Annotated in this window: 20 protein-coding genes and 1 tRNA gene; 11 read left to right on the top strand and 10 right to left on the bottom strand. The window is 42.7% G+C overall.

What is annotated here, in order from left to right; genetic code table 11:
* Positions 1 to 135 precede the first annotated feature (135 nt).
* From tatA to O9323_RS00265, 3 genes are all read right to left on the bottom strand, one after another.
* Entirely contained in the window at positions 136 to 312 is a 177-nt protein-coding gene (gene tatA, locus O9323_RS00275; protein ID WP_002791490.1) for a twin-arginine translocase TatA/TatE family subunit, read from the bottom strand.
* A 98-nt stretch (positions 313 to 410) separates the two neighbouring features.
* On the bottom strand, positions 411 to 1,841 hold the full coding sequence (gene lpdA / locus O9323_RS00270; RefSeq protein WP_002744419.1) for a dihydrolipoyl dehydrogenase: 1,431 nt from the start codon (positions 1,839 to 1,841) through the stop codon (positions 411 to 413).
* A gap of 422 nt (positions 1,842 to 2,263) precedes the next feature.
* Entirely contained in the window at positions 2,264 to 2,929 is a 666-nt protein-coding gene (locus O9323_RS00265) for a DUF3782 domain-containing protein (protein WP_012267483.1), read from the bottom strand.
* Between the two features lie 347 nt (positions 2,930 to 3,276).
* Here O9323_RS00265 and queG point away from each other — a divergent pair, with 347 nt between their 5' ends.
* Positions 3,277 to 4,224 carry a tRNA epoxyqueuosine(34) reductase QueG gene (gene queG / locus O9323_RS00260; RefSeq protein ID WP_193977136.1) on the top strand — a complete coding sequence of 316 codons (948 nt, stop codon included), beginning with the start codon at positions 3,277 to 3,279 and terminating at the stop codon, positions 4,222 to 4,224.
* Positions 4,214 to 4,852 (top strand): HAD-IA family hydrolase, encoded by a 639-nt coding sequence (locus O9323_RS00255; RefSeq protein WP_288124510.1) that lies wholly within the window; start codon positions 4,214 to 4,216, stop codon positions 4,850 to 4,852. Before queG ends, O9323_RS00255 begins: the two co-directional genes overlap by 11 nt.
* A gap of 74 nt (positions 4,853 to 4,926) precedes the next feature.
* Here O9323_RS00255 and O9323_RS00250 read toward each other — a convergent pair.
* A tRNA-Leu gene (locus tag O9323_RS00250) sits at positions 4,927 to 5,012 on the bottom strand.
* A gap of 172 nt (positions 5,013 to 5,184) precedes the next feature.
* Between O9323_RS00250 and ndhL the strand changes: the two genes are divergently transcribed.
* The 6 genes from ndhL to O9323_RS00220 all read left to right on the top strand — a co-directional run bounded on the left by ndhL (position 5,185) and on the right by O9323_RS00220 (position 9,118).
* Positions 5,185 to 5,424, top strand: a complete 240-nt coding sequence (gene ndhL, locus O9323_RS00245; RefSeq protein ID WP_002732218.1) for an NAD(P)H-quinone oxidoreductase subunit L — start codon at positions 5,185 to 5,187, stop codon at positions 5,422 to 5,424.
* A 21-nt stretch (positions 5,425 to 5,445) separates the two neighbouring features.
* A complete protein-coding gene (locus O9323_RS00240; protein ID WP_002751981.1) occupies positions 5,446 to 5,751 on the top strand; it encodes a DUF3007 family protein in 306 nt (101 codons plus the stop codon).
* 4 nt (positions 5,752 to 5,755) lie between these two features.
* The gene (locus tag O9323_RS00235) at positions 5,756 to 6,184 is read left to right on the top strand and encodes an ATP-dependent zinc protease family protein (RefSeq protein WP_002751980.1); all 429 of its coding nucleotides are present in this window, start codon (positions 5,756 to 5,758) and stop codon (positions 6,182 to 6,184) included.
* 251 nt (positions 6,185 to 6,435) lie between these two features.
* On the top strand, positions 6,436 to 7,359 hold the full coding sequence (locus O9323_RS00230; protein WP_288124509.1) for a restriction endonuclease: 924 nt from the start codon (positions 6,436 to 6,438) through the stop codon (positions 7,357 to 7,359).
* A 215-nt stretch (positions 7,360 to 7,574) separates the two neighbouring features.
* Entirely contained in the window at positions 7,575 to 8,156 is a 582-nt protein-coding gene (locus O9323_RS00225; protein ID WP_024969812.1) for a phycobiliprotein lyase, read from the top strand.
* A 209-nt stretch (positions 8,157 to 8,365) separates the two neighbouring features.
* Positions 8,366 to 9,118 (top strand): phycobilisome rod-core linker polypeptide, encoded by a 753-nt coding sequence (locus O9323_RS00220; RefSeq protein WP_002744197.1) that lies wholly within the window; start codon positions 8,366 to 8,368, stop codon positions 9,116 to 9,118.
* Positions 9,119 to 9,207: 89 nt separating this feature from the next.
* On the opposite strand, the gene mnmA is transcribed toward O9323_RS00220, so the two are convergent.
* Entirely contained in the window at positions 9,208 to 10,266 is a 1,059-nt protein-coding gene (gene mnmA, locus O9323_RS00215; protein ID WP_002751977.1) for a tRNA 2-thiouridine(34) synthase MnmA, read from the bottom strand.
* A gap of 102 nt (positions 10,267 to 10,368) precedes the next feature.
* Here mnmA and O9323_RS00210 point away from each other — a divergent pair, with 102 nt between their 5' ends.
* Positions 10,369 to 11,007, top strand: a complete 639-nt coding sequence (locus O9323_RS00210; RefSeq protein ID WP_288124508.1) for a hypothetical protein — start codon at positions 10,369 to 10,371, stop codon at positions 11,005 to 11,007.
* Between the two features lie 384 nt (positions 11,008 to 11,391).
* Here the strand turns inward: O9323_RS00210 and O9323_RS00205 are convergent, their stop codons facing one another.
* Positions 11,392 to 12,369, bottom strand: coding sequence for an alpha/beta fold hydrolase (locus tag O9323_RS00205; RefSeq protein ID WP_288124507.1), 978 nt, complete (start codon positions 12,367 to 12,369; stop codon positions 11,392 to 11,394).
* A 326-nt stretch (positions 12,370 to 12,695) separates the two neighbouring features.
* On the opposite strand from O9323_RS00205, the gene O9323_RS00200 reads away from it, so the two are divergent.
* Positions 12,696 to 13,550, top strand: a complete 855-nt coding sequence (locus tag O9323_RS00200; protein ID WP_288124506.1) for a universal stress protein — start codon at positions 12,696 to 12,698, stop codon at positions 13,548 to 13,550.
* A 3-nt stretch (positions 13,551 to 13,553) separates the two neighbouring features.
* On the opposite strand, the gene O9323_RS00195 is transcribed toward O9323_RS00200, so the two are convergent.
* On the bottom strand, positions 13,554 to 13,727 hold the full coding sequence (locus tag O9323_RS00195) for a hypothetical protein (protein WP_002760464.1): 174 nt from the start codon (positions 13,725 to 13,727) through the stop codon (positions 13,554 to 13,556).
* Positions 13,728 to 14,208: 481 nt separating this feature from the next.
* Positions 14,209 to 15,177, bottom strand: coding sequence for an integron integrase (locus tag O9323_RS00190; protein WP_288124505.1), 969 nt, complete (start codon positions 15,175 to 15,177; stop codon positions 14,209 to 14,211).
* 265 nt (positions 15,178 to 15,442) lie between these two features.
* Here O9323_RS00190 and O9323_RS00185 point away from each other — a divergent pair, with 265 nt between their 5' ends.
* Entirely contained in the window at positions 15,443 to 17,005 is a 1,563-nt protein-coding gene (locus O9323_RS00185) for a hypothetical protein (protein WP_288124504.1), read from the top strand.
* Between the two features lie 549 nt (positions 17,006 to 17,554).
* Here the strand turns inward: O9323_RS00185 and O9323_RS00180 are convergent.
* Together O9323_RS00180 and O9323_RS00175 are read right to left on the bottom strand one after the other, a co-directional pair.
* Entirely contained in the window at positions 17,555 to 17,947 is a 393-nt protein-coding gene (locus tag O9323_RS00180; RefSeq protein ID WP_002753443.1) for a pepsin/retropepsin-like aspartic protease family protein, read from the bottom strand.
* On the bottom strand, positions 17,940 to 18,158 hold the full coding sequence (locus O9323_RS00175) for a hypothetical protein (protein ID WP_002753442.1): 219 nt from the start codon (positions 18,156 to 18,158) through the stop codon (positions 17,940 to 17,942). The genes O9323_RS00180 and O9323_RS00175 overlap by 8 nt, the downstream gene beginning before the upstream one ends.
* Positions 18,159 to 18,429: the final 271 nt, after the last annotated feature.

Raw genomic sequence — 18,429 nt, 5'->3', positions numbered from 1 at the left:
ACTAAGTACATCAAAACCTTTAGCTTAACAAATTAGGGGGGGCATCTCAATTTTTGGGCGCACGCGGTGCGCCCCTACCATTGGCGCAATAATATTATTGTAGGGGCGAATTGCATTCGCCCTGAGAGCCGAAATCTATCTCATTTTCTCGTCACTGTCTTCAATTTCTTGCTCATCTTGATTGATTTCTTCCTTAAATCCCCGTAAAGTTTTCCCCAAAGCTGCCCCAAATTCGGGTATTTTTTTCGGTCCAAATATCAGGACAATAACCACAGCAATAATTACTATTTCTGGCCAACCTAATCCAAACATAATCTTTAAAGTAAAAAGTAAAAAAAGAGAAAGGAGTCAGAATTCAGGAGTCGGAAACTTAACGGTGATAACTGATAACTGATAACTGATAACTGACTCTATGCTGCTACTTCTGCTCGTTTATAAGCTTCGTCGAGGACTTCTGAGAGAGTTGGATGGGTGTGGATGCGGAAAGCGAGTTCATGGACAGATTTACGTTCAGCGATCGCATTGGCCGCTTCTTGAATTAAATCCGATGCGTGGATACCGATAATATGAACACCGAGTAATTCCCCCGTATCCTGACGATAAACGACTTTAGCGATGCCTTCCGTTTCTCCTTCCGCTAAAGCTTTAGAATTTCCCTTAAAATAGGTCTTGACAGAAGCAACCTTATACCCTTCTTGCTGTGCCAAAACTTCTGCTTGCGGTTCCGTTAAACCCACATAACTAATTTCGGGGTGGGTAAAAGCGGCGGCGGGAATACTGCGATAATCGATGGTTTTTGGGCGATTACAGATATTTTCAATGGCTATTACCCCTTGACCCGAAGCAGCGTGAGCTAACATCATTTTACCCGTAGCATCGCCCACAGCCCAGAGATGGGGAATCGGTTCACCGTCCTGAATTACCTGCATTTTGTCATTAACCGCAATAAAACCGCGTTTATCCAGTTCTACCCCGACAAATTCCAGTCCGAGATTCTTGGTCGCTGGGATTCTCCCTGTAGCGACTAAACAAGCATCTACTTCTAAAATTTCGATCGCTTCTTTACTTTTTGCGTCCACCAGTTCAATGGCCACAGGATTCCCCGGTTTAATACTTTTTGCCAAAACTCCCACATAAGTCTCGATGTCTCTAGGTTTAATCAGAACTCTTTCCGCGATTTTCGAGATTTCTGGGTCAAATCCAGGCATGAGACTGTCTAAAGCTTCGATCATCGTCACTTCACAACCCAAAGCGGTGTATATATCCGAAAATTCCAGACCGATATAACCACTACCGATAATTGCGATCCACTTGGGTAAAGTTTCTAATCTAACGGCCTCATCACTGGTAAAAACCGTTTTATGATCGATCTCGATCCCCGGTGGGACAAAGGGAACCGACCCCGGACAGAGCATAATATCCTTAGCGGTGTAGATTTTTTCGCCACTATCCCCGATGACGCTAACTTTTTGCGGGCCGGCGATTTTTCCCCAACCGTGGATAGTATCAACCTTGAGACGTTTAAGACTATTAGTGAGATCGCCTCTAATTTTACTGACAAGGTTGTTAGCATGATCGGCAATTGTCGGACGGTCAAAATTCACGCCACCGATGGCAATACCTAAACTTTTCAGATGGTCACTATCGGCCAATTCGCGCACTCGTCCCGAGGCTGCCAGTAAAGCTTTAGAGGGAATACAACCTCGATTAACACAGGTTCCTCCCATATCTTTGGCTTCGATAATAGCCGTTTTTAGCCCACATTTGACCGCGTGTAGGGCTGCTCCGTGGCCACCAACTCCAGCACCGATAATAATTAAATCGTAGTCGAATTCACTCATAGTCTCTCTGACTCTCAAAGTTAGCATTATCTCATTTTACGATCCACTGCGATCAAGCTGTGCTATCCCGGTCAAAAACTGGAGCCAGTTTTTAGCTATCAGACTCTTGTGCATTGAAACTGGCTATTGGCAATTTTAGGACAAGACGTTACTAGACCTCTGGTAAAAATCAAAAATTGTTGTTGGGGTTAGGAGCCGGTCGTCAGTAGTCAGGAGAATTTTAAATGCTCTATTCACAGATTTTAGGTGATTTAGTCCTTATTTTTGCGGTTTTTGAATCCTCAAAAATTAATTATGCAAGGTGTTACTTAACCAAGATATGAATACTAATCCTGCATCGTATCCATAAGTTAGTTTAGTGCTAGATTGGAAAAATTAGACCTCCCGCCAATACTTTGCCAGATGAAAGACCCATCTTTCTCCTACCATAATTTAGGCTCGAAACCAGAATCATTAATGATTTCTACCGTTTCTCCCGATGGTTTAATTACAAATAAACCTTGTTTATAGGCATAACGATCTACTCCTTCGTCTATTTCTATTCCCGCCACTGCACCATAAGCCTGATAGTTTCTATAATGGGGAAATGCCTGTTTAAATCGACTTAATTTTTCTAAAAAATCGTTGACATCATCTTTCGATAAACGAGACTTACATTCTACTAAAACTACCTCGGTTTCATCGACGGCTAAAATGTCAATCTCCATGGCTATTCCTTGCCGTTTTACCCTGGCACGACTGTAGGTTTCTTTAACATCGATACCTTTGCTACGAAATAGGCCAATAACAGCAGGTTCGACTAATTCCTCGACAAATCTTCCCCAGCGAGTGGTTAAACTATCCACCGCACGACTGGTATTAGCCACTGTTTTCTCTAGCTTGGCTAAACGGCGATCGGCTTCGGCCTTGGCTTCAGCAGCCCGGCGATCGTATTCAGCGGCCCGGCGATCGGCTTCGGCAGCCCGGCGATCGGCTTCGTCCTTGGCTTCGGCAGCCCGGCGATCGTATTCTTGGCGTGATTGTTCAAACTTTTCGTTAGTTTTCTCAAAAAGTTTATAGATATCTTCGATGGTAATCGGTTGAGACATGGTTATTTGTTTTAATCTTTCTTGTTTTACTATAATTGTACTAGCAAAGTGCAAGTCATTTTAGGGACGGGTGTTAATTGAGCAAGTCAATAGTTATACTAAATCCGTTGAGTAACGCACAGAAAACGGGTTTCTCCGAGAAACCCGTTTTCTACTCATGCACTCATGCAAAACCGAGAATAAATAATCAGTTTTTAATAACTGGATTTAGTATGAGGACGATATAGCGGGGACGGGAACCACAGTTTCTTCGTTAATCATGGTTTCTAATTGTTCAGCCTGGGATTTGGCTCGATAAATCGATCATTGTAAATAATTGTTACAAATACTTGACTTAAGATATTTCTATGGTGACAGAAACACAAATCAAAGAAAAAGCACTAGAGTTAGGTTTCCATGGGGTCGGTATTGCCTCTGTGGATAGTCAAGACTCGGCGGTATCCCATCTAAAAAGCTGGTTAGAGCGGGGTTATCAAGCTGATATGGATTGGATGACTAACCCGAAACGACAGGATATCAAAACTCTTTGGCCAGAAGTGCGATCGCTAATTTGTCTCGCCCTTAACTACTACACCCCCCAGCAACACAGTCAAGATCAAAACCATGGCAAAATTTCCCGTTATGCTTGGGGAAGGGATTATCACAAAGTATTAAGTAAAAAATTAAAAGCCCTCAGTCAATGGTTAGAAAGTCAGGGGGAGCAAATTCAAACCCGTTACTATGTGGACACTGGACCAGTACAGGATAAGGTTTGGGCGCAAAGAGCAGGGATCGGCTGGATTGCCAAGAATGGTAACTTAATTACCCGTAATTACGGCAGTTGGGTGTTTTTGGGCGAAATATTAACTAATTTACCTTTAGAACCCGATCGACCCCATAGCGCCCATTGTGGCACCTGTAGCCGTTGTTTAAGCGCCTGTCCCACCCAAGCAATAGTTAGTCCCTATGTGGTGGATGCTAATCGCTGTATTGCCTACCATACCATCGAAAATCGTGCTGTAACTTTGCCTACAGAAATTGCCAAGAATTTACAAGGTTGGGTAGCTGGCTGCGATATCTGTCAAGATGTCTGTCCTTGGAATCAACGTTTTGCCCAAGTTACCGACGTGGAGGATTTTCAACCTCGTCCGGAAAACCTCTCGCCAAAGTTGGAGGAATTAGCTAATCTAACTATAGAGGAGTGGGATCGTCGTTTTATCTCGTCAGCCCTACGTCGAATTAAACCCCAGCAGTGGCGACGTAATGCCCAAGCTAATTTAGCCCATTCCCCTCACCCCCCACAAGATGACAATTAAAGTAGTCGTGTTCGATTTTGATGGTACTATCGCCGATACCCACGATACTTTCGTGGAGATTGTCAATCGTTTGGCTAAAAATTTTGGTTATCAACCCGTCAATGAGGAAGATTTGGCCAGACTAAAAAACCTTAGTTCCCAAGAAATTATTAAACAATCCCAAGTTTCTCCCGTTAAAATCCCTTTTTTACTCTATCGAGTTAAACGAGAATTAAATAAACAAATTGACTGCCTGAAACCCTTTCATGGCTGGCATCCCTGCCTCGCTACTCTTAAAGAAAGAGGCTATAGATTAGGAATAATCACTTCTAATACCAAAGAAAATGTCACCATATTTTTAGCAAATAATCAACTCTTAAATTTATTTGATTTTATCTGTTCGGGAACGCCTTTATTCGGCAAACACAAAATTCTTGATCGCCTGATCCGACAAAATAAATTCTGTCCCGATGAAATGATTTATGTCGGCGATGAAACCAGAGATATTACTGCTGCCAAAAAAAGTCAAGTGCAAGTGGTGGCCGTCGCTTGGGGCTTTAATTCCCCTCAAATTCTCACCCAATTTAACCCCGATCATCTCATTCACCATCCCCTAGAATTATTGGATATTTTAGATAGGGCTGGCTGAAAAAGTTTTTCCTAGGTGACAGGGCATTTGTACTAAAATACCCAATACTCAGTTGAAATATAGACTTCGATCGATGGGGGCGGAGAGACTCGAACTCTCACGAGCTTATAAGGCTCAACGGATTTTAAGTCCGTAGCGTCTACCATTCCGCCACGCCCCCGTTATTTAACCGACAATTTTTTATCATATCATAAATAATTTAATTAGCAAGAGTATTTTCAGTAAATTATTTTAGCCCGCCAATTCGATCGCCACAAAGGGGGAAAGACAGGGTAAAATAATCAGCAGGTGAATTGCCGTTCACCGACAGCCATTGAGAAAAATCAATCCTTATGCAATCAATTCTGACGCAAGAAACCATTATCATCGCCCTGATCTACCTATCTCTCAGTGTCTTGTATTTGCTCGTCATTCCCGCCGTTATCTACTACTACCTCAATACGCGCTGGTATGTGGCATCTTCTTGGGAAAGAGGGTTTATGTACTTTCTGATGAGCTTTTTCTTTCCCGGGATGCTGTTGTTAAGTCCTTTCCTTAACTTCCGTCCCCAACGTCGTACCCTCAAAGCTTAAGTTATCAACCCAAAAAAACCCATGAGACGCATTGATGTCATCGGGATCGGTATAGGGATGTTTGCTATGGGCGGCATCCTCTACATTATCCTGCAAAAAACTGGTTTAGATAGTGCTTCGGCGGGAATTTGGAGTCAAGCGGTGTTGGTGGGTGGTGTCATCGGTTGGATTTTTACCTATCTGTTTCGAGTCGCCACCGATAATATGACCTACGGCCAACAGCGCAAGGATTACGAAGATGCCGTCTTTAAAAAACGTCTGGAAGCGATGACTCCCGAAGAAATCGCCCAAATGCAGCGGGAGATTGAAGAAGAAAAAACTAAATAGACGGATGAAACCCGATAAAATCATCATCGGTTGGCGAGAATGGCTCGATTTACCTGATTTAGGCATTACCAAAATAAAGGCCAAGATTGATACAGGCGCTCGCTCCTCGGCCTTACACGCTTTTGATCTGCATCCTTTTCGAGATGGCGATCGCAATTGGCTGCGCTTTCAAGTTCATCCCTACCAAAAAGATAGTCGCCACACTGTCACCACTACCGCAGAAATCCTCGAATGGCGACGGGTAAAAAATTCCGGGGGTCAAAGTCAACTACGTCCCGTTATTAGAACAAGTGTATCACTTGGCGGTCGTCAATGGCCGATCGAATTAACCTTGACTAATCGCGATGTCATGGGTTTTCGGATGTTGTTAGGACGAGAAGCACTGAAAAAAGGCTTTCTTGTCCATCCGAATAGGTCTTTTTTACTGAGTTAAGTTATATTTAGTTATCAGTTATCAATTATCAGTTATCAGATGTGAGTTTTCAGTTCACTGTTTACTGTTTACTGATCACTGAAAAGGCTTTTCTGGGAAGTGGGTAATTAGGGAAGTAGGGAGTGGGTTTTTAAAGTTCGATTGGGATTTAATCGCACTATTAAAAACAGATTTGTTATTATTATCTATCTAAATTCTTGGAGATTGTTGCTGTATAATTGTGATGACTGCCCCCGCTTTTCAGCCGAACTATGCCTATTCCCGATTTTCAATCGATTATGTTGCCTCTATTAAAAATACTTGCAGATGGCAAAGTTTATAAATATCGAGAAATTTTTGAAGCCTTGGTCAGAGAGTTTCTAGTCACGGAAGCGGAAAGAAAAGAAATGCTTCCCAGTGGACAACAAGAAATTTTTTCTAATCGAGTCGGTTGGGCAAAAACCTATTTAAAGAAAGCGGGATTAATTGAGTCACCCCAAAGGGCAACTTTTGTAATTTCTGAGAAAGGAAAAGAAATCTTATCTCAAAATCCTGCTCGAATTGATGCCAAATTTCTCAGACAGTTTCCCGAATTTCAAGAATTCAATCGAGTCAATAAGCAAAATGAAACTATTACTCTTGAAAGCAATTTATCAACTTCTGATCAAGAACAAAATCCCGAGGAATTACTAGAAAACTCCTATCAAGAAATTCGTCAAGCATTAGCAACAGACTTACTTTTTATTCTGCGAAAATTATCCCCAGATGCTTTTGAAAAATTAGTAGTAGAATTACTGGTAAAAATGGGTTATGGTGGCTCGATTAGAGATGCAGGTAAAGCAGTGGGTAAGAGCGGGGATCAAGGGATTGATGGGATAATAAAAGAAGATAGACTCGGTTTAGATATAATCTATATTCAAGCCAAAAGATGGGCTGATAATAATGCCGTTGGTCGTCCAGAAATCCAGAAATTTGTCGGAGCATTAGCGGGACAAGGAGCCAAAAAAGGTATTTTTATCACCACTTCCTATTTTACCCAAGAGGCTTTAGAATATGCCCCCAGAAATGAGATAAAAATAGTGCTGATTGATGGGGAAGAATTAAGTCAATTGATGATTGATTATAACTTAGGTGTATCGACCCAAAAAATCTATGAAATCAAGAGAATTGATCATGATTATTTTGGGGATGAATGAGAGAGAGAGGGGGACAAGGGGCTCTTCTGGTTTCTGTGTGGAAACGAGGTCTATACTGATAGTTTATTTAACAAAATAGTCCTAAAAGTCTTTCCCAGTAAACATTTCACGATTTCATAAGCAAAAATTATCACACAAAGTCGAGAAGAGCCGACAAGGGTTACAGAAAACGGCCATGGCGTTAAAATAGATGGGAAAAATAGAGCATAAAAACTATGGACGGGATGACCTTTTTTCAGAAAAGTGCGGGACAGTGGAAATCTCAGCGCACCACCCATCATTTACCCTTTCGACGCGCAGAAACTGGCGATTCCGAGATTTATGTGGAAGCTTTAAGCGCCGATAACCCGAAAATTATCGCTATCTGTGAAATGCACGAAGTCGATCCCGCTAAGACTGTGGGGGGTGCCTTTGTCAGTTGGGATGGTTCGATGCAGTGGGACAAAGAAGACGAAAATCATCAAGGAACCACCGTTTTTGCGCTAATTCCCGATGAAGATAATCCCCAAGCTGGTGTTCTCCTGCGGGAGCGAGGTTATGCGGAAATCATTCCCGTGGCGGGCCGTTATCACATTGATGAACAGGAAGGTTTAGTCTTAATTACAGAATACGAAACTATGACCTCGATCGAGCGTTTTTGGTTTGCCGATGCCGATTTACGTCTCCGCACTAGCACAGTTCAACGTTTTGGCGGTTTTAATACGGCCACTTTTTGTGCTGAATCCCGCAATCAGTCATCGGAGTCAGTCTCTAGTGATTCCCCCGAACCATCATCCTATTCGATTAGTGGCTGGTAAATTCAGTTATCAGTTATCAGTTATCAGTTATCAGTCGAACGCTTTTTTCTCCCCTCTCCCTGCTCCGGCGCTCCCCAACACCCTGGATGGTAAGCAAGTTTTCTTAACAATTGTAAGAATTTTTAATATTTCTTTTCTAGTTGGCACCTACTCCCTTATCATTAGGAGGAAAGTTTTTTAAGCATTTCTAAGGATACGGAGGTTTACCCTTGGCCATTCCTCTTTTAAATTACGCCCCCAAGTCCCAAAACGTGCGGGTAGCTGGTTATGATGTCGGTGGAGACGAAAAACCGAAAGTTTACACGACAGAAAATGTCCTCTCCCCTACCGACCTGGACGATTTAATCGAAGCCGCTTACCGTCAGATTTTCTTCCATGCCTTCAAATGGGATCGGGAACCTTTCCTCGAATCCCAATTACGCAATGGACAATTATCCGTGCGGGATTTCATTCGTGGTTTACTGTTATCGAAAACCTTCTATAACAGCTTCTACGAGAAAAACAGCAACTATCGCTTTGTCGAACAGGTAGTACAAAGAGTCCTCGGTCGCGATGTCTATAGCGAAAGAGAAAAAATTGCTTGGTCGATTGTCGTTGCCACCAAAGGGATTCAAGGTTTTGTCGATCAACTTCTCAACAGTGACGAGTATCTGCAAAGCTTTGGTTATGATACCGTTCCCTACCAACGTCGTCGCACCCTAGCCAGCCGCGAAATCGGTGAACGTCCATTCAACATCACCTCGCCTCGCTACGATGGCTACTATCGTGGTATTTTGGGCTTCCCCCAAATCGTTTGGCAGAATGCTGTCCGTCGCTATGTTCCCCAAGAGCAAAAACCCAAAGCTGGCGATCCTTCCAGCTTCTTGGCTATGGCCCGGGGTCTCGGTAGCGCCAAAGGCAATCCTGTACCAAGAGTCTCCGCTATGAATATTAACATCGAGGCTTCTGTACCCCGTCGTTAATTTTTAGCTAAATCTGCTGGGGAGAGTCCCTAATTGGCAGAATGACCCCCGAACCATAATCAGGTTATTTTGTGAATTGGTGGCTCTCCCTATGGGGTGGCTCCTGAGATAATCCCCCCACCGAGAACGATTTCCCCTTCATAAATCACGGCTGCCTGGCCCGGAGTGATACTAAATTGTGGTTCATCAAAAACCAGTTTCACTTGATTATTTTCTAGGGGAATAACATTGACGGGAACGGCCGGAGAACGATAACGGACCTGTACTTGCGCGCGGATAGGGGTGGTGGGTTCAGCAATAGAAACCCAGTTCATCCGTCCGACAAGACAAGCGGCACTAACGGCACTTTCGCGATTACCGACGATAACCCGATTCATGACGGGATCGAGTTTTACCACGTAGAGGGGTTCGGCGGCGGCGATGCCGATGCCTTTGCGTTGTCCGATCGTATAATGATGGATACCGCTATGTTTACCCAAAACTTTGCCATCGAGATCTACTATATCGCCCTCACTAACGGCGATATACTTATCCAAGAATGATCGCATAGTTCCGTGAGCTTCAATCAAGCACAAATCCTGACTATCGGGTTTATCTGCCGTTTTTAAGCCAAATTCCTGGGCAATCCTGCGGGTTTCTGCCTTGGTTTGTTCGCCCAAGGGAAATAAAGTCCCACGCAGTACATCTTGAGTTAGATCATAGAGAAAATAGGATTGATCTTTATTTTTATCGACGGCGCGCAGCAGTTGATAACGGTTATTTTCAGGAGAAAAACGAATTCTAGCGTAGTGACCGGTGGCAATAGTGTCCGTTTCTAGGGTTTCCCTAGCATAATGCAGCATCGGGCTAAATTTTACCGCTTTATTGCACTGAGAACAGGGCAGCGGTGTGATTCCCGCTTCGTAACCGGAAACTAGATAATCAATAATTTCTTTTTGGAAAAGCTCGCGACTATCGACGATATGATGGGGAACCCCCAACTGCTCACAAATAAAGGCCGCATCTACCATACCCTCGGAGCAGCATTGACCTTTACCCTTCATTAACCACAGGGTCAAGCCGATAACATCATAACCTTGAGCGTGTAAGGCGGCAGCGGCAACAGAGCTATCTACTCCCCCTGATAGACCGACAACAACTTTTCCCATAAATCTTGTAATGATTTTTAACCAATATACTTTCTAGACTAGCATCTCCTACTTTAAAATTTGGACATGGTGTACCCAAATTTCGTGTGAGGACAAACCAGCATGATGAGAACAAACCTACTGTTTTTCTCGGCTTTATTTTGGTTAAAAGTCGGGATAATCGCTCAAGGAACGCTGCTGCTAAAAGCAAACTTATCTTTTGCCCAGAATCTTTATCCCGGTCGTCGTTTGCCCCCACCGCCGGCGGTGAGACAACCAACTAAACGTTCAGACAGTCCCAGTGCTGTTAATTGTTCCCAATGTTCACCCTTAAATTTACCCCTCGTTAATTCTCGATCAGTTCGCCCCCCGGTGGCTGCCCCAGTTTCTGGTAATCAACCCCTGAGAGAATACGTTTTTCAAGCTCCCGCTACCGTGCGGCCCGCCGATGCTACGGTGGTTAATAATCATAATCGTCAAACTGTCAATCCACCAGCACCCAGACCTCAAAATCGCGCCAATAAACCCCCCGCACCACAGCAGCGGGTTATTGCCGCTAATCAACTCTTTCGCGTGGAAGTTAGTAGTAATAGTGCGGAAGCGTTGGCAAAAATTCAAGAAATTGAACCCCTCGCATTTATCCGCGCGGGAGAAAATGTTATTCAAGTGGGGTTATTTCAGCAACAATACCAAGCTAAACAACGGGTACAAGATTTAACTAAACAGGGTTTTAGCGCTCAGATTATTACCCTCAATAATTAGGGTATGCTGAAAAAGTCTGTTGGTGGGGTGTAGGGTGTGGGGTGTAGGGTGTGGGGTTTTATTCCCCCCCGTTCACTCCAATGGCTGACACTTTTTGATATCAAAAAAGTCTAAAATTTTTATCCAACAAGGTTTTTAGATTTATTCAGCAAACCTTAATTATGCAATAATTCTCTAGAATTTCAGCTAATCTCGATCGAATCTCTTGCCTCTTGCCTATCCTAACCAAAAAGTTAATTTTACCCTATTAAGTAGTCGGACATAAATTCTGTTGTCTATCTTAAGAAATGTAAATTGCCGCAATTCTTACTGACGACCGGCTCCTGACAACCGGCTACTGACTCCTTACCCCACAGTTAACTTTACTTTTGTCCAACTACTTACCTAGCACATAGAGTTAATTTTGTCAAGCAAAATTCTGACCGCATCGATGATCACATCTGGTTGATCCATCCAGACAAAATGACTACTTTTATCCGCTTGTATTTGCAGAAAATCTCTGGATAACTTGCCTAATTCTAGGTGCATCTCCTCCCGGAGTTGGTTGGCACTTTTGAGGGGAATAAAGCGAGTCCAAAGGGAAGGTTTAAAAAAAGAATTAGCTTTAATACTAACTATCGGTAAATTACCGAAATTGTTAGCCTCACTCACCTGACGAGCGCTTTGGTCGAGATTAAACATTTCTCTACTCATCGTCATCCAGTGTTTAACGCGACAGAAAGAACGCTTAACTCGATCACAAGAATCTGGGGAAAAGCGACGCAATTCTGGTTTTAATAATTCAAAAACTCCCAAAACTCTCAGAACTCGGATAATGCCTAAAATTGAGCCGATAATCGACATCAAAAATCCAGAGATGAAAAATAATTTTAATGCCTTTAATGCTGGCGACATTTTCAGCATTCCTTTGTCGTGTAAACCATCGGTGAGTACCAAACCTAATACTTTTTCTGGGAACAGATGAGCGTACAGTCGAACATTATAACTGCCAAAAGAATCACCAACTAAAATATAAGGTTGTTCTATTTTTGCTTGGGTTAGTAATTGATCTAATTCCTGAACAATTTGGTAGCTAGTTCGCGGATATGGACTAGAATCGCTCCAACCATAACCGGCTCGATCATAAATACAAACCCTAGCTAATTGTGACAATTCTTCTAGTAAAAAGTATCCCTCAATTCCCCCTAAACTATGGTCAATAATAATAGTGGGACTAGCCTCTCCCACTAGACAAAAATGTAGGCGATATTTACCCAGATTAATCAAATTACCCGGCGGTGCTTTTTGTTCTTCTAACCAAACAGATAGCGTCTGATAAACTGTCGTCGCTACTAGGATAATTACCCGAATTGATAAAGACATAACTAGACCTCTTGTAAAAATCAAAAATTCTCGTGGTTGCTGGAGAATTAACCATGAATAATCATCAATTAAATGGTCAATTTAGCTGTGATTAAAAGATATCTCCAGCATTGCAACCAAAATACAATACAAATGAACGCTTGACACGATGATTTTGGGCAAAGTATTTCTAGTCAATTAAGCATAAATACTTAACACACCCTCAAATGCGGCATCGCATGAAGCTAAGAAAAAGCGCTTAATAAGTTGTTAAATTTCGGGAACAACATTAGCAGTATGCTGAAAATTAGCGAAAACCATTAAGATCATAGACCGAGTTTAATCTTATGCTAGAGAAAATACTATACGCTGATTCCGGCGCAGGTCAAACCCAAGAAATGCTACAAGCATTGATGGATCTCCCGGCTATCCGGAAAGCGTCGATTACCATTCTCCGGGTTGTTCCCCCTCAGATTACCACCGAAGCTCTGGCCAGTAAATGGGAAGAGGGAACCCAAATGCTGACTAAAATCCTGCAAGAAGTCAAAATTGAACCGAGCAAAGTCTCCACGATTCTGCGTCAAGGAGATCCCAAAGATACCGTCTGTCAAGTTGCCGACGAAATCGGGGCCGATTTGATCCTGATGGGTTCCCGAGGACTAAAGCGACTGGAGGCAATTCTAGAAAATTCCGTCAGTCAATACGTCTTTCAACTGACTAATCACCCGATGTTATTGGTAAAAGACGATATTTACGTCAAAAAAATCAAAAAGGTGATGGTAGCTCTCGATAAGTCTAGCTCGGCTGATTTAGCTCTCGATCTGGCTATTCATCTCCTGCGAGACTATCCTTCAGCAGAGTTAATTTTGGCCCGCGTCAACCCCGACTTAAAACCAGAATTTGCCCCCACTTCCCCCAAAGAAATGGAAGAAAACCCGATTTTAGGGCCGGCAGTGGCAAAAGTAAAACGGATGAATATACCCTATCGCTGCGTGGTGACGGGGGGTAAACCGGGAGAACAACTCTGCAAACTCGTCGATGATTATAATGTGGATCTCTTACTGTTGGGTTCGCCCGATCGCCGTCCTTCCGTGGCTAAGAGTTTACCGGATCTCGATCGCCTTCTCGGTACTTCCCTCTCGGATTATGTGCGGGTTAATGTCAACTGTCCCGTCCTTTTAGCTAGAAAAGAAGGGATTTAGCCCCTATTGGGTGTAGGCAGGTAAGTCTTGACTCATTTGATTTAAGTTGCTGGCAATGGCTTTCATCGTCATAAAAGCCGAGCTAAAGGCGATTAGCTCATTTAAGGGATAACTTCGACTCTCAACCCCCAAGCTCAGTAATTGCTTCTCAAGAGATTCAATTTCTTCGATGAGCAATCCTAACTTTGGTGGGTTGAGAATGACCTAGTCAGCGATCGCAGTTTGTTGTGCGGTCTCGCGTAGCGAGCGCGTTGCGACCGCTGGTAATTCATTTGGTTGCTAAAACTGTGAAAATTTGTTCGAGACCGGCAATCTTAACCGAGGCTCGCTCGACCCCGTGTCGGTTGAATGACAGTGACCACTGCACCTACTATCTAACAAAAATAGCATTTTCTGAATTAGAAATTATTTGTCTTGCTGACTTACTCAGAGTTTTATTATTATCTAACCACCAAAGCAAAATATGAGTATCTAGTAAATATTTTAAAATTACTCTCTTTCAAAACTGTTAATAATATCATCGGGTAAAACATCAAAATCATCAGCCATTTTTAGCTACTAATAATTAAGGTTCCAATATCGATAACGGTAGCAGTCATAATTTAATAATTCCCTGGTTTATTATGTAAATTATAGACTATCTGTCATTACCAATCAGTCAATCATCAAGGGGACTTCTCACACCTCTGCCGCCTCTGGCTAAAACGTGGGTATAAATCATTGTCGTTCTGACATCTTTATGGCCTAGCAATTCCTGAACGGTGCGTATATCATAACCATTTTGCAGGAGATGGGTGGCAAAACTATGGCGAAAAGTATGGCAACTGACTCGCTTAGGTACGCCAGATAGCTGAACGGCTTGTTTGAGAGCTTTTTGGATGGTGCTTTCGTGGAGATGATGGCGGCGGGTTGCGCCGGATCGCGGGTCTTGGGATAGGGTGTAGGACGGAAAAATATATTGCCAAATCCATTCACGGTCAGCTGTTGGATATTTTTGCGCCAGGGCGTAGGGCAAATAAACAGAACCGTAACCTCTTTCCAAGTCTTGTCGATGTAGGCGTTGTACAGTTTGGAGATGTTCTTTGAGAGAGGTTTGAAGGCGTTGGGGTAGGGGGGTTACGCGGTCTTCCTTGCCTTTGGTATCGCGGATAATCAGTTGATTTTGGGCAAAATCTACATCCTTGACGCGCAAATTGAGGGCTTCAGCCAATCTCAACCCGCTACCATAAAGCAGTTGAACGATAATATGCTCTACACCACTGAGGTGCTTCATGACGTTTTGCACTTCTTCTTTAGTGAGGACGGTGGGCAGACGTTTGTGACCTTTTGCCCGTAAATATGTACCGATATTTTCCAGTTCAATTTTAAGAACTTCTCGATAAAGGAAAAGGATGGCGTTGAGGGCTTGGTTTTGGGTGGCGGCGGCAACGTTTTTATCAACGGCAAGATGGGTCAAAAAGGCTCTAATTTCTTCACCCCCCATTTCACGGGGATGTTTTTTCTGATGGAAGAGCAGATAACGCTTAATCCAGTCCAGATATGTTTGTTCGGTGCGGTAGGAGTAGTGTTTGAGGCGAATGGTTTCACGCACTACGTCTAGGAGTTTTCGGGGTGGGGGAGGGTTCATCACAGAGTACGCTAATCGGCATAACACGCTTATTGTAATATTATACGGAAAACTTCTCGCGATCACTCTATTTGAGCGTAATATACGGAAAGATTCTTTAAAAAGTGCGTATTTAGCGTGATATACGGAAAATTTCCGCATAATATATAGTTATACGGCATCATCTGGGGTGAGGACATAAACGAAAGCCTGTTTGTGGCTAATCACTCCAAAGTTTAGATTCAAGCTATATTTGACTTCACAAAGAAACACTCGAGGATTTAGTATGCTTGATTTCGACGAGATTTTAGTTAGCGTTAAAAACCCACAGATACAGAAGTATCTGGAAGAGTCTATTAAAAGTTATCAAATTGGTAATTATCGCAGCGCTATCCTTGCGGTTTGGATTGCGACAATGTTTGATCTTGTGAAGAAATTCGAGGTTCTGGTAGAGCAACGTGAACCTACCGCCATCGAAAAGTGGAAAAGTCTAGAACCTAAAATAGCAGATCATCAAAATTGGGAGCAGGCACTCATTCATGCAGCCAAGGCAGTTGCTATGATTAGTCGCTATGAGGCAGATACCCTAGAATCCCTCAGTAAAACTAGAAGTCGCTATGCACATCCTTCGTTCGATGAAGGCGGAACTCTATTTGACCCAACTCCTGAAGAAGTCCGTTACTTCATCAGAACGCTGTACGATATTGTTCTGTCTCAACCTGCTCAATTAGGTACATTTTATGTTAATCAGCTACTTGAGTCATTAAAAGATCCTACCTTCTTTTCAAACCAATTATTTGCGGATGAGTTAACAGAATTAAAAGATCATGTAGTTGAGAAAGTATCCCGAATAAATTCCAAGCAAGTTCCACGCCTTATCAAAGAACTATTTAAGGCTCTTAATTCACCTAGCAATAAAGAACACGAACTTAATGTTTATTGCTTTTTAGTCAATATTTGGGGCGCAAAATCTGAATTGCAAATTCCATCTGAGATCTCCTCATATTGGAATGACTACATTCTAGATAAAGAATTGAACCTCAGATCTTTAGAAGCGATTTTAAGTTATCCAGAATGTATTAATGAACTTTCTGAGCAAGCACAACAAAAAATAGATATAGCCTTTAAATCTCAGATTCTTAATCGAAGGAGATCATCTGAATCTGTCATTAAGTTTCTTGCTGCTGCGGATATTGTTCCTGTTGCCCAGTCTATATTGAACGAAGCATCAAGCTTGATTCCATTAGACAAGATACTTGAACAAGGTGGGCATTATACATATTTATTTGGCGATAAATTTGCACCGTTATTCGGCAAAGATATTCTCAATGAGACACAGCGGGCGCTAAAAACACGCAACTGGGATCAGATAAACCGTGCGCTTTCTCTTCTGCGTGAGTGTGGAATTTGGGAACTGGCAAATACCCTTTCACCATCGGAGCAAGAAACTTTTGCAAATGCACTGATTGTTTCACTTACCGATAATACCTGGGGAACCATGAACTTATTAGGTTTCACAAATTGCAATGAGATCCCTATTAGATGGGTTAAATTATTGCTTGATCAGTGGTCAATGCAATTAGATAGAGATGCTAGAGATAGGAATAGATTGCCTTATTATCTAGAGCATTATTTAAGTTTGGTTAAACGTTATATGGATGAGTTAGGAGATTACGCAAAATTAGGAGAATCCGTTCAGATTGTTGCCAAAATAATTTCTGAAGACTCTCATGCTTCTGAAAGTGTTTTAAAATTAGAATCTAATGAAACTCTGTGGATATTTTGGCAAGAATTATTTAAAAAACACTGCGCCGAACAGCCGTATAACAACCCGATTGGAGCGGACTGATAAAGGTAGTCGGTATTAGCAGAGGTTACTAGCAGCCGCTCAATCGGAACGTTAGACGGAAAACTTCTCGCGATAACTCCATTTGAGCGTAATATGCGAAAAGATTCTCAAAAAAGTGGTATACTCAACATCATATACGGAAAATTTCCGTATAATTTCTATATAAACATCTCAATTGTTTCGGAGAATAAACATGATCATCATTAAAGATTCCCAATCTAAGCTGATAAACGATACGATTCCAGTCATCCCTCAGCTAACCCCAGCTATGACTGAAGAATCATCACTAAAATTAGCCACTCAAGACCAAGAACACCAAGTGCGATCGCCGATCTTGTAGGGTGCGTTAATGCAATGTAACGCACCTTATCTAATGTTCAAAATCCGTGCGTTACGCTAACGCTAACACACGCTACATCATATTTGATCGCCAAGATTAAGTGCGATCGCCTCGCCCGTAGGTTGGGTTGACGGCAGGAAACCCAGCATTGCTTTTCTCTATCAACACTAACCAAAAGCACGATCCCACCCAAAACACATCGACCCTTATTAGAAGCGGATAATTTCGATCGTGCATCGCGATCGTTGAAAACAGACATCAAATTCTCGAAAAAAGTTCGTTTGCCCAAGAATTAAGGGTATCTGAGAGGTTTTTGCCCAAGCAAAGGCTAGACGAACAGGTTCCAAATTCCCAATTTGAACATACACAAATAACCCTCGTGCTTCAACCCTTGCAAGATTTCCGGCCAATGGCAAGCGGACAGTTTGTTCCTCCCAAATTGCACCCAATTGCGGCCCGATGTCGTAAGGTAATAGATTAACCGTAGATCCGGTATCCAGCAGGGCATTCGCAGAAACAGAAAGGCCTGCATGACTCAGAGTGATGGGAATCGTGGGTAATGCTTCATCGTCGGAAAGGGGAAATTCGACTGTACTAGGCATGGGTAGATGCCTCTCGGTCGTCCTGAATCATATGCATCAGAATATTGGCGGCTTCCGTGGCATCGTAGGGCGACCAAATCGGATACTCTGATGCGGAAAAGATAACCTGTAGTTCAGCATCCGGGATTTGTGCAGCTAGGAGTTTGAAGAGTGATAATTTGTCTGTCTGGCTCAGATTGTTGACCAGAAGAATTAACTCAGTGAGTGACATGGCTTAAACTTCTAGATATGCGAGAATAAATTGATCATAAGCGATCTGTGAGGTACGGTCTAACAATCCCGTTGCACACCGACCGTATCAGGTTGGTCGGTGCTGAGTAACAAGAACCACATCATGTCCAGCATCAATTAGAAATCTCGCAGTGATTGCGTAAACGTCTTGATCGAGAAGAAATTTCATTATTAAGCCGACACGAGTTTAATGTCTTCAGCCGCTACTAAAGCGATAGCATATTGCAGACAAGCACGAATGTCTTCAATTT

Origin of the sequence: Microcystis sp. LE19-131.1A (genome assembly GCF_027532015.1) — a bacterium.
GTDB lineage: Bacteria > Cyanobacteriota > Cyanobacteriia > Cyanobacteriales > Microcystaceae > Microcystis > Microcystis ichthyoblabe_A.
Note: the sequence above shows the minus strand (reverse complement) of the source record. Positions and strands in the feature narration are given on the sequence as shown.

Coding starts and splice junctions, on each gene's coding strand:
- tatA (WP_002791490.1), bottom strand. CDS start 312: ATGTTTGGATTAGGTTGGCCAGAAATAGTAATTATTGCTGTGGTTATT.
- lpdA (WP_002744419.1), bottom strand. CDS start 1,841: ATGAGTGAATTCGACTACGATTTAATTATTATCGGTGCTGGAGTTGGT.
- O9323_RS00265 (WP_012267483.1), bottom strand. CDS start 2,929: ATGTCTCAACCGATTACCATCGAAGATATCTATAAACTTTTTGAGAAA.
- queG (WP_193977136.1), top strand. CDS start 3,277: ATGGTGACAGAAACACAAATCAAAGAAAAAGCACTAGAGTTAGGTTTC.
- O9323_RS00255 (WP_288124510.1), top strand. CDS start 4,214: ATGACAATTAAAGTAGTCGTGTTCGATTTTGATGGTACTATCGCCGAT.
- ndhL (WP_002732218.1), top strand. CDS start 5,185: ATGCAATCAATTCTGACGCAAGAAACCATTATCATCGCCCTGATCTAC.
- O9323_RS00240 (WP_002751981.1), top strand. CDS start 5,446: ATGAGACGCATTGATGTCATCGGGATCGGTATAGGGATGTTTGCTATG.
- O9323_RS00235 (WP_002751980.1), top strand. CDS start 5,756: ATGAAACCCGATAAAATCATCATCGGTTGGCGAGAATGGCTCGATTTA.
- O9323_RS00230 (WP_288124509.1), top strand. CDS start 6,436: ATGCCTATTCCCGATTTTCAATCGATTATGTTGCCTCTATTAAAAATA.
- O9323_RS00225 (WP_024969812.1), top strand. CDS start 7,575: ATGGACGGGATGACCTTTTTTCAGAAAAGTGCGGGACAGTGGAAATCT.
- mnmA (WP_002751977.1), bottom strand. CDS start 10,266: ATGGGAAAAGTTGTTGTCGGTCTATCAGGGGGAGTAGATAGCTCTGTT.
- O9323_RS00210 (WP_288124508.1), top strand. CDS start 10,369: ATGATGAGAACAAACCTACTGTTTTTCTCGGCTTTATTTTGGTTAAAA.
- O9323_RS00205 (WP_288124507.1), bottom strand. CDS start 12,369: ATGTCTTTATCAATTCGGGTAATTATCCTAGTAGCGACGACAGTTTAT.
- O9323_RS00200 (WP_288124506.1), top strand. CDS start 12,696: ATGCTAGAGAAAATACTATACGCTGATTCCGGCGCAGGTCAAACCCAA.
- O9323_RS00190 (WP_288124505.1), bottom strand. CDS start 15,177: ATGAACCCTCCCCCACCCCGAAAACTCCTAGACGTAGTGCGTGAAACC.
- O9323_RS00185 (WP_288124504.1), top strand. CDS start 15,443: ATGCTTGATTTCGACGAGATTTTAGTTAGCGTTAAAAACCCACAGATA.
- O9323_RS00180 (WP_002753443.1), bottom strand. CDS start 17,947: ATGCCTAGTACAGTCGAATTTCCCCTTTCCGACGATGAAGCATTACCC.
- O9323_RS00175 (WP_002753442.1), bottom strand. CDS start 18,158: ATGTCACTCACTGAGTTAATTCTTCTGGTCAACAATCTGAGCCAGACA.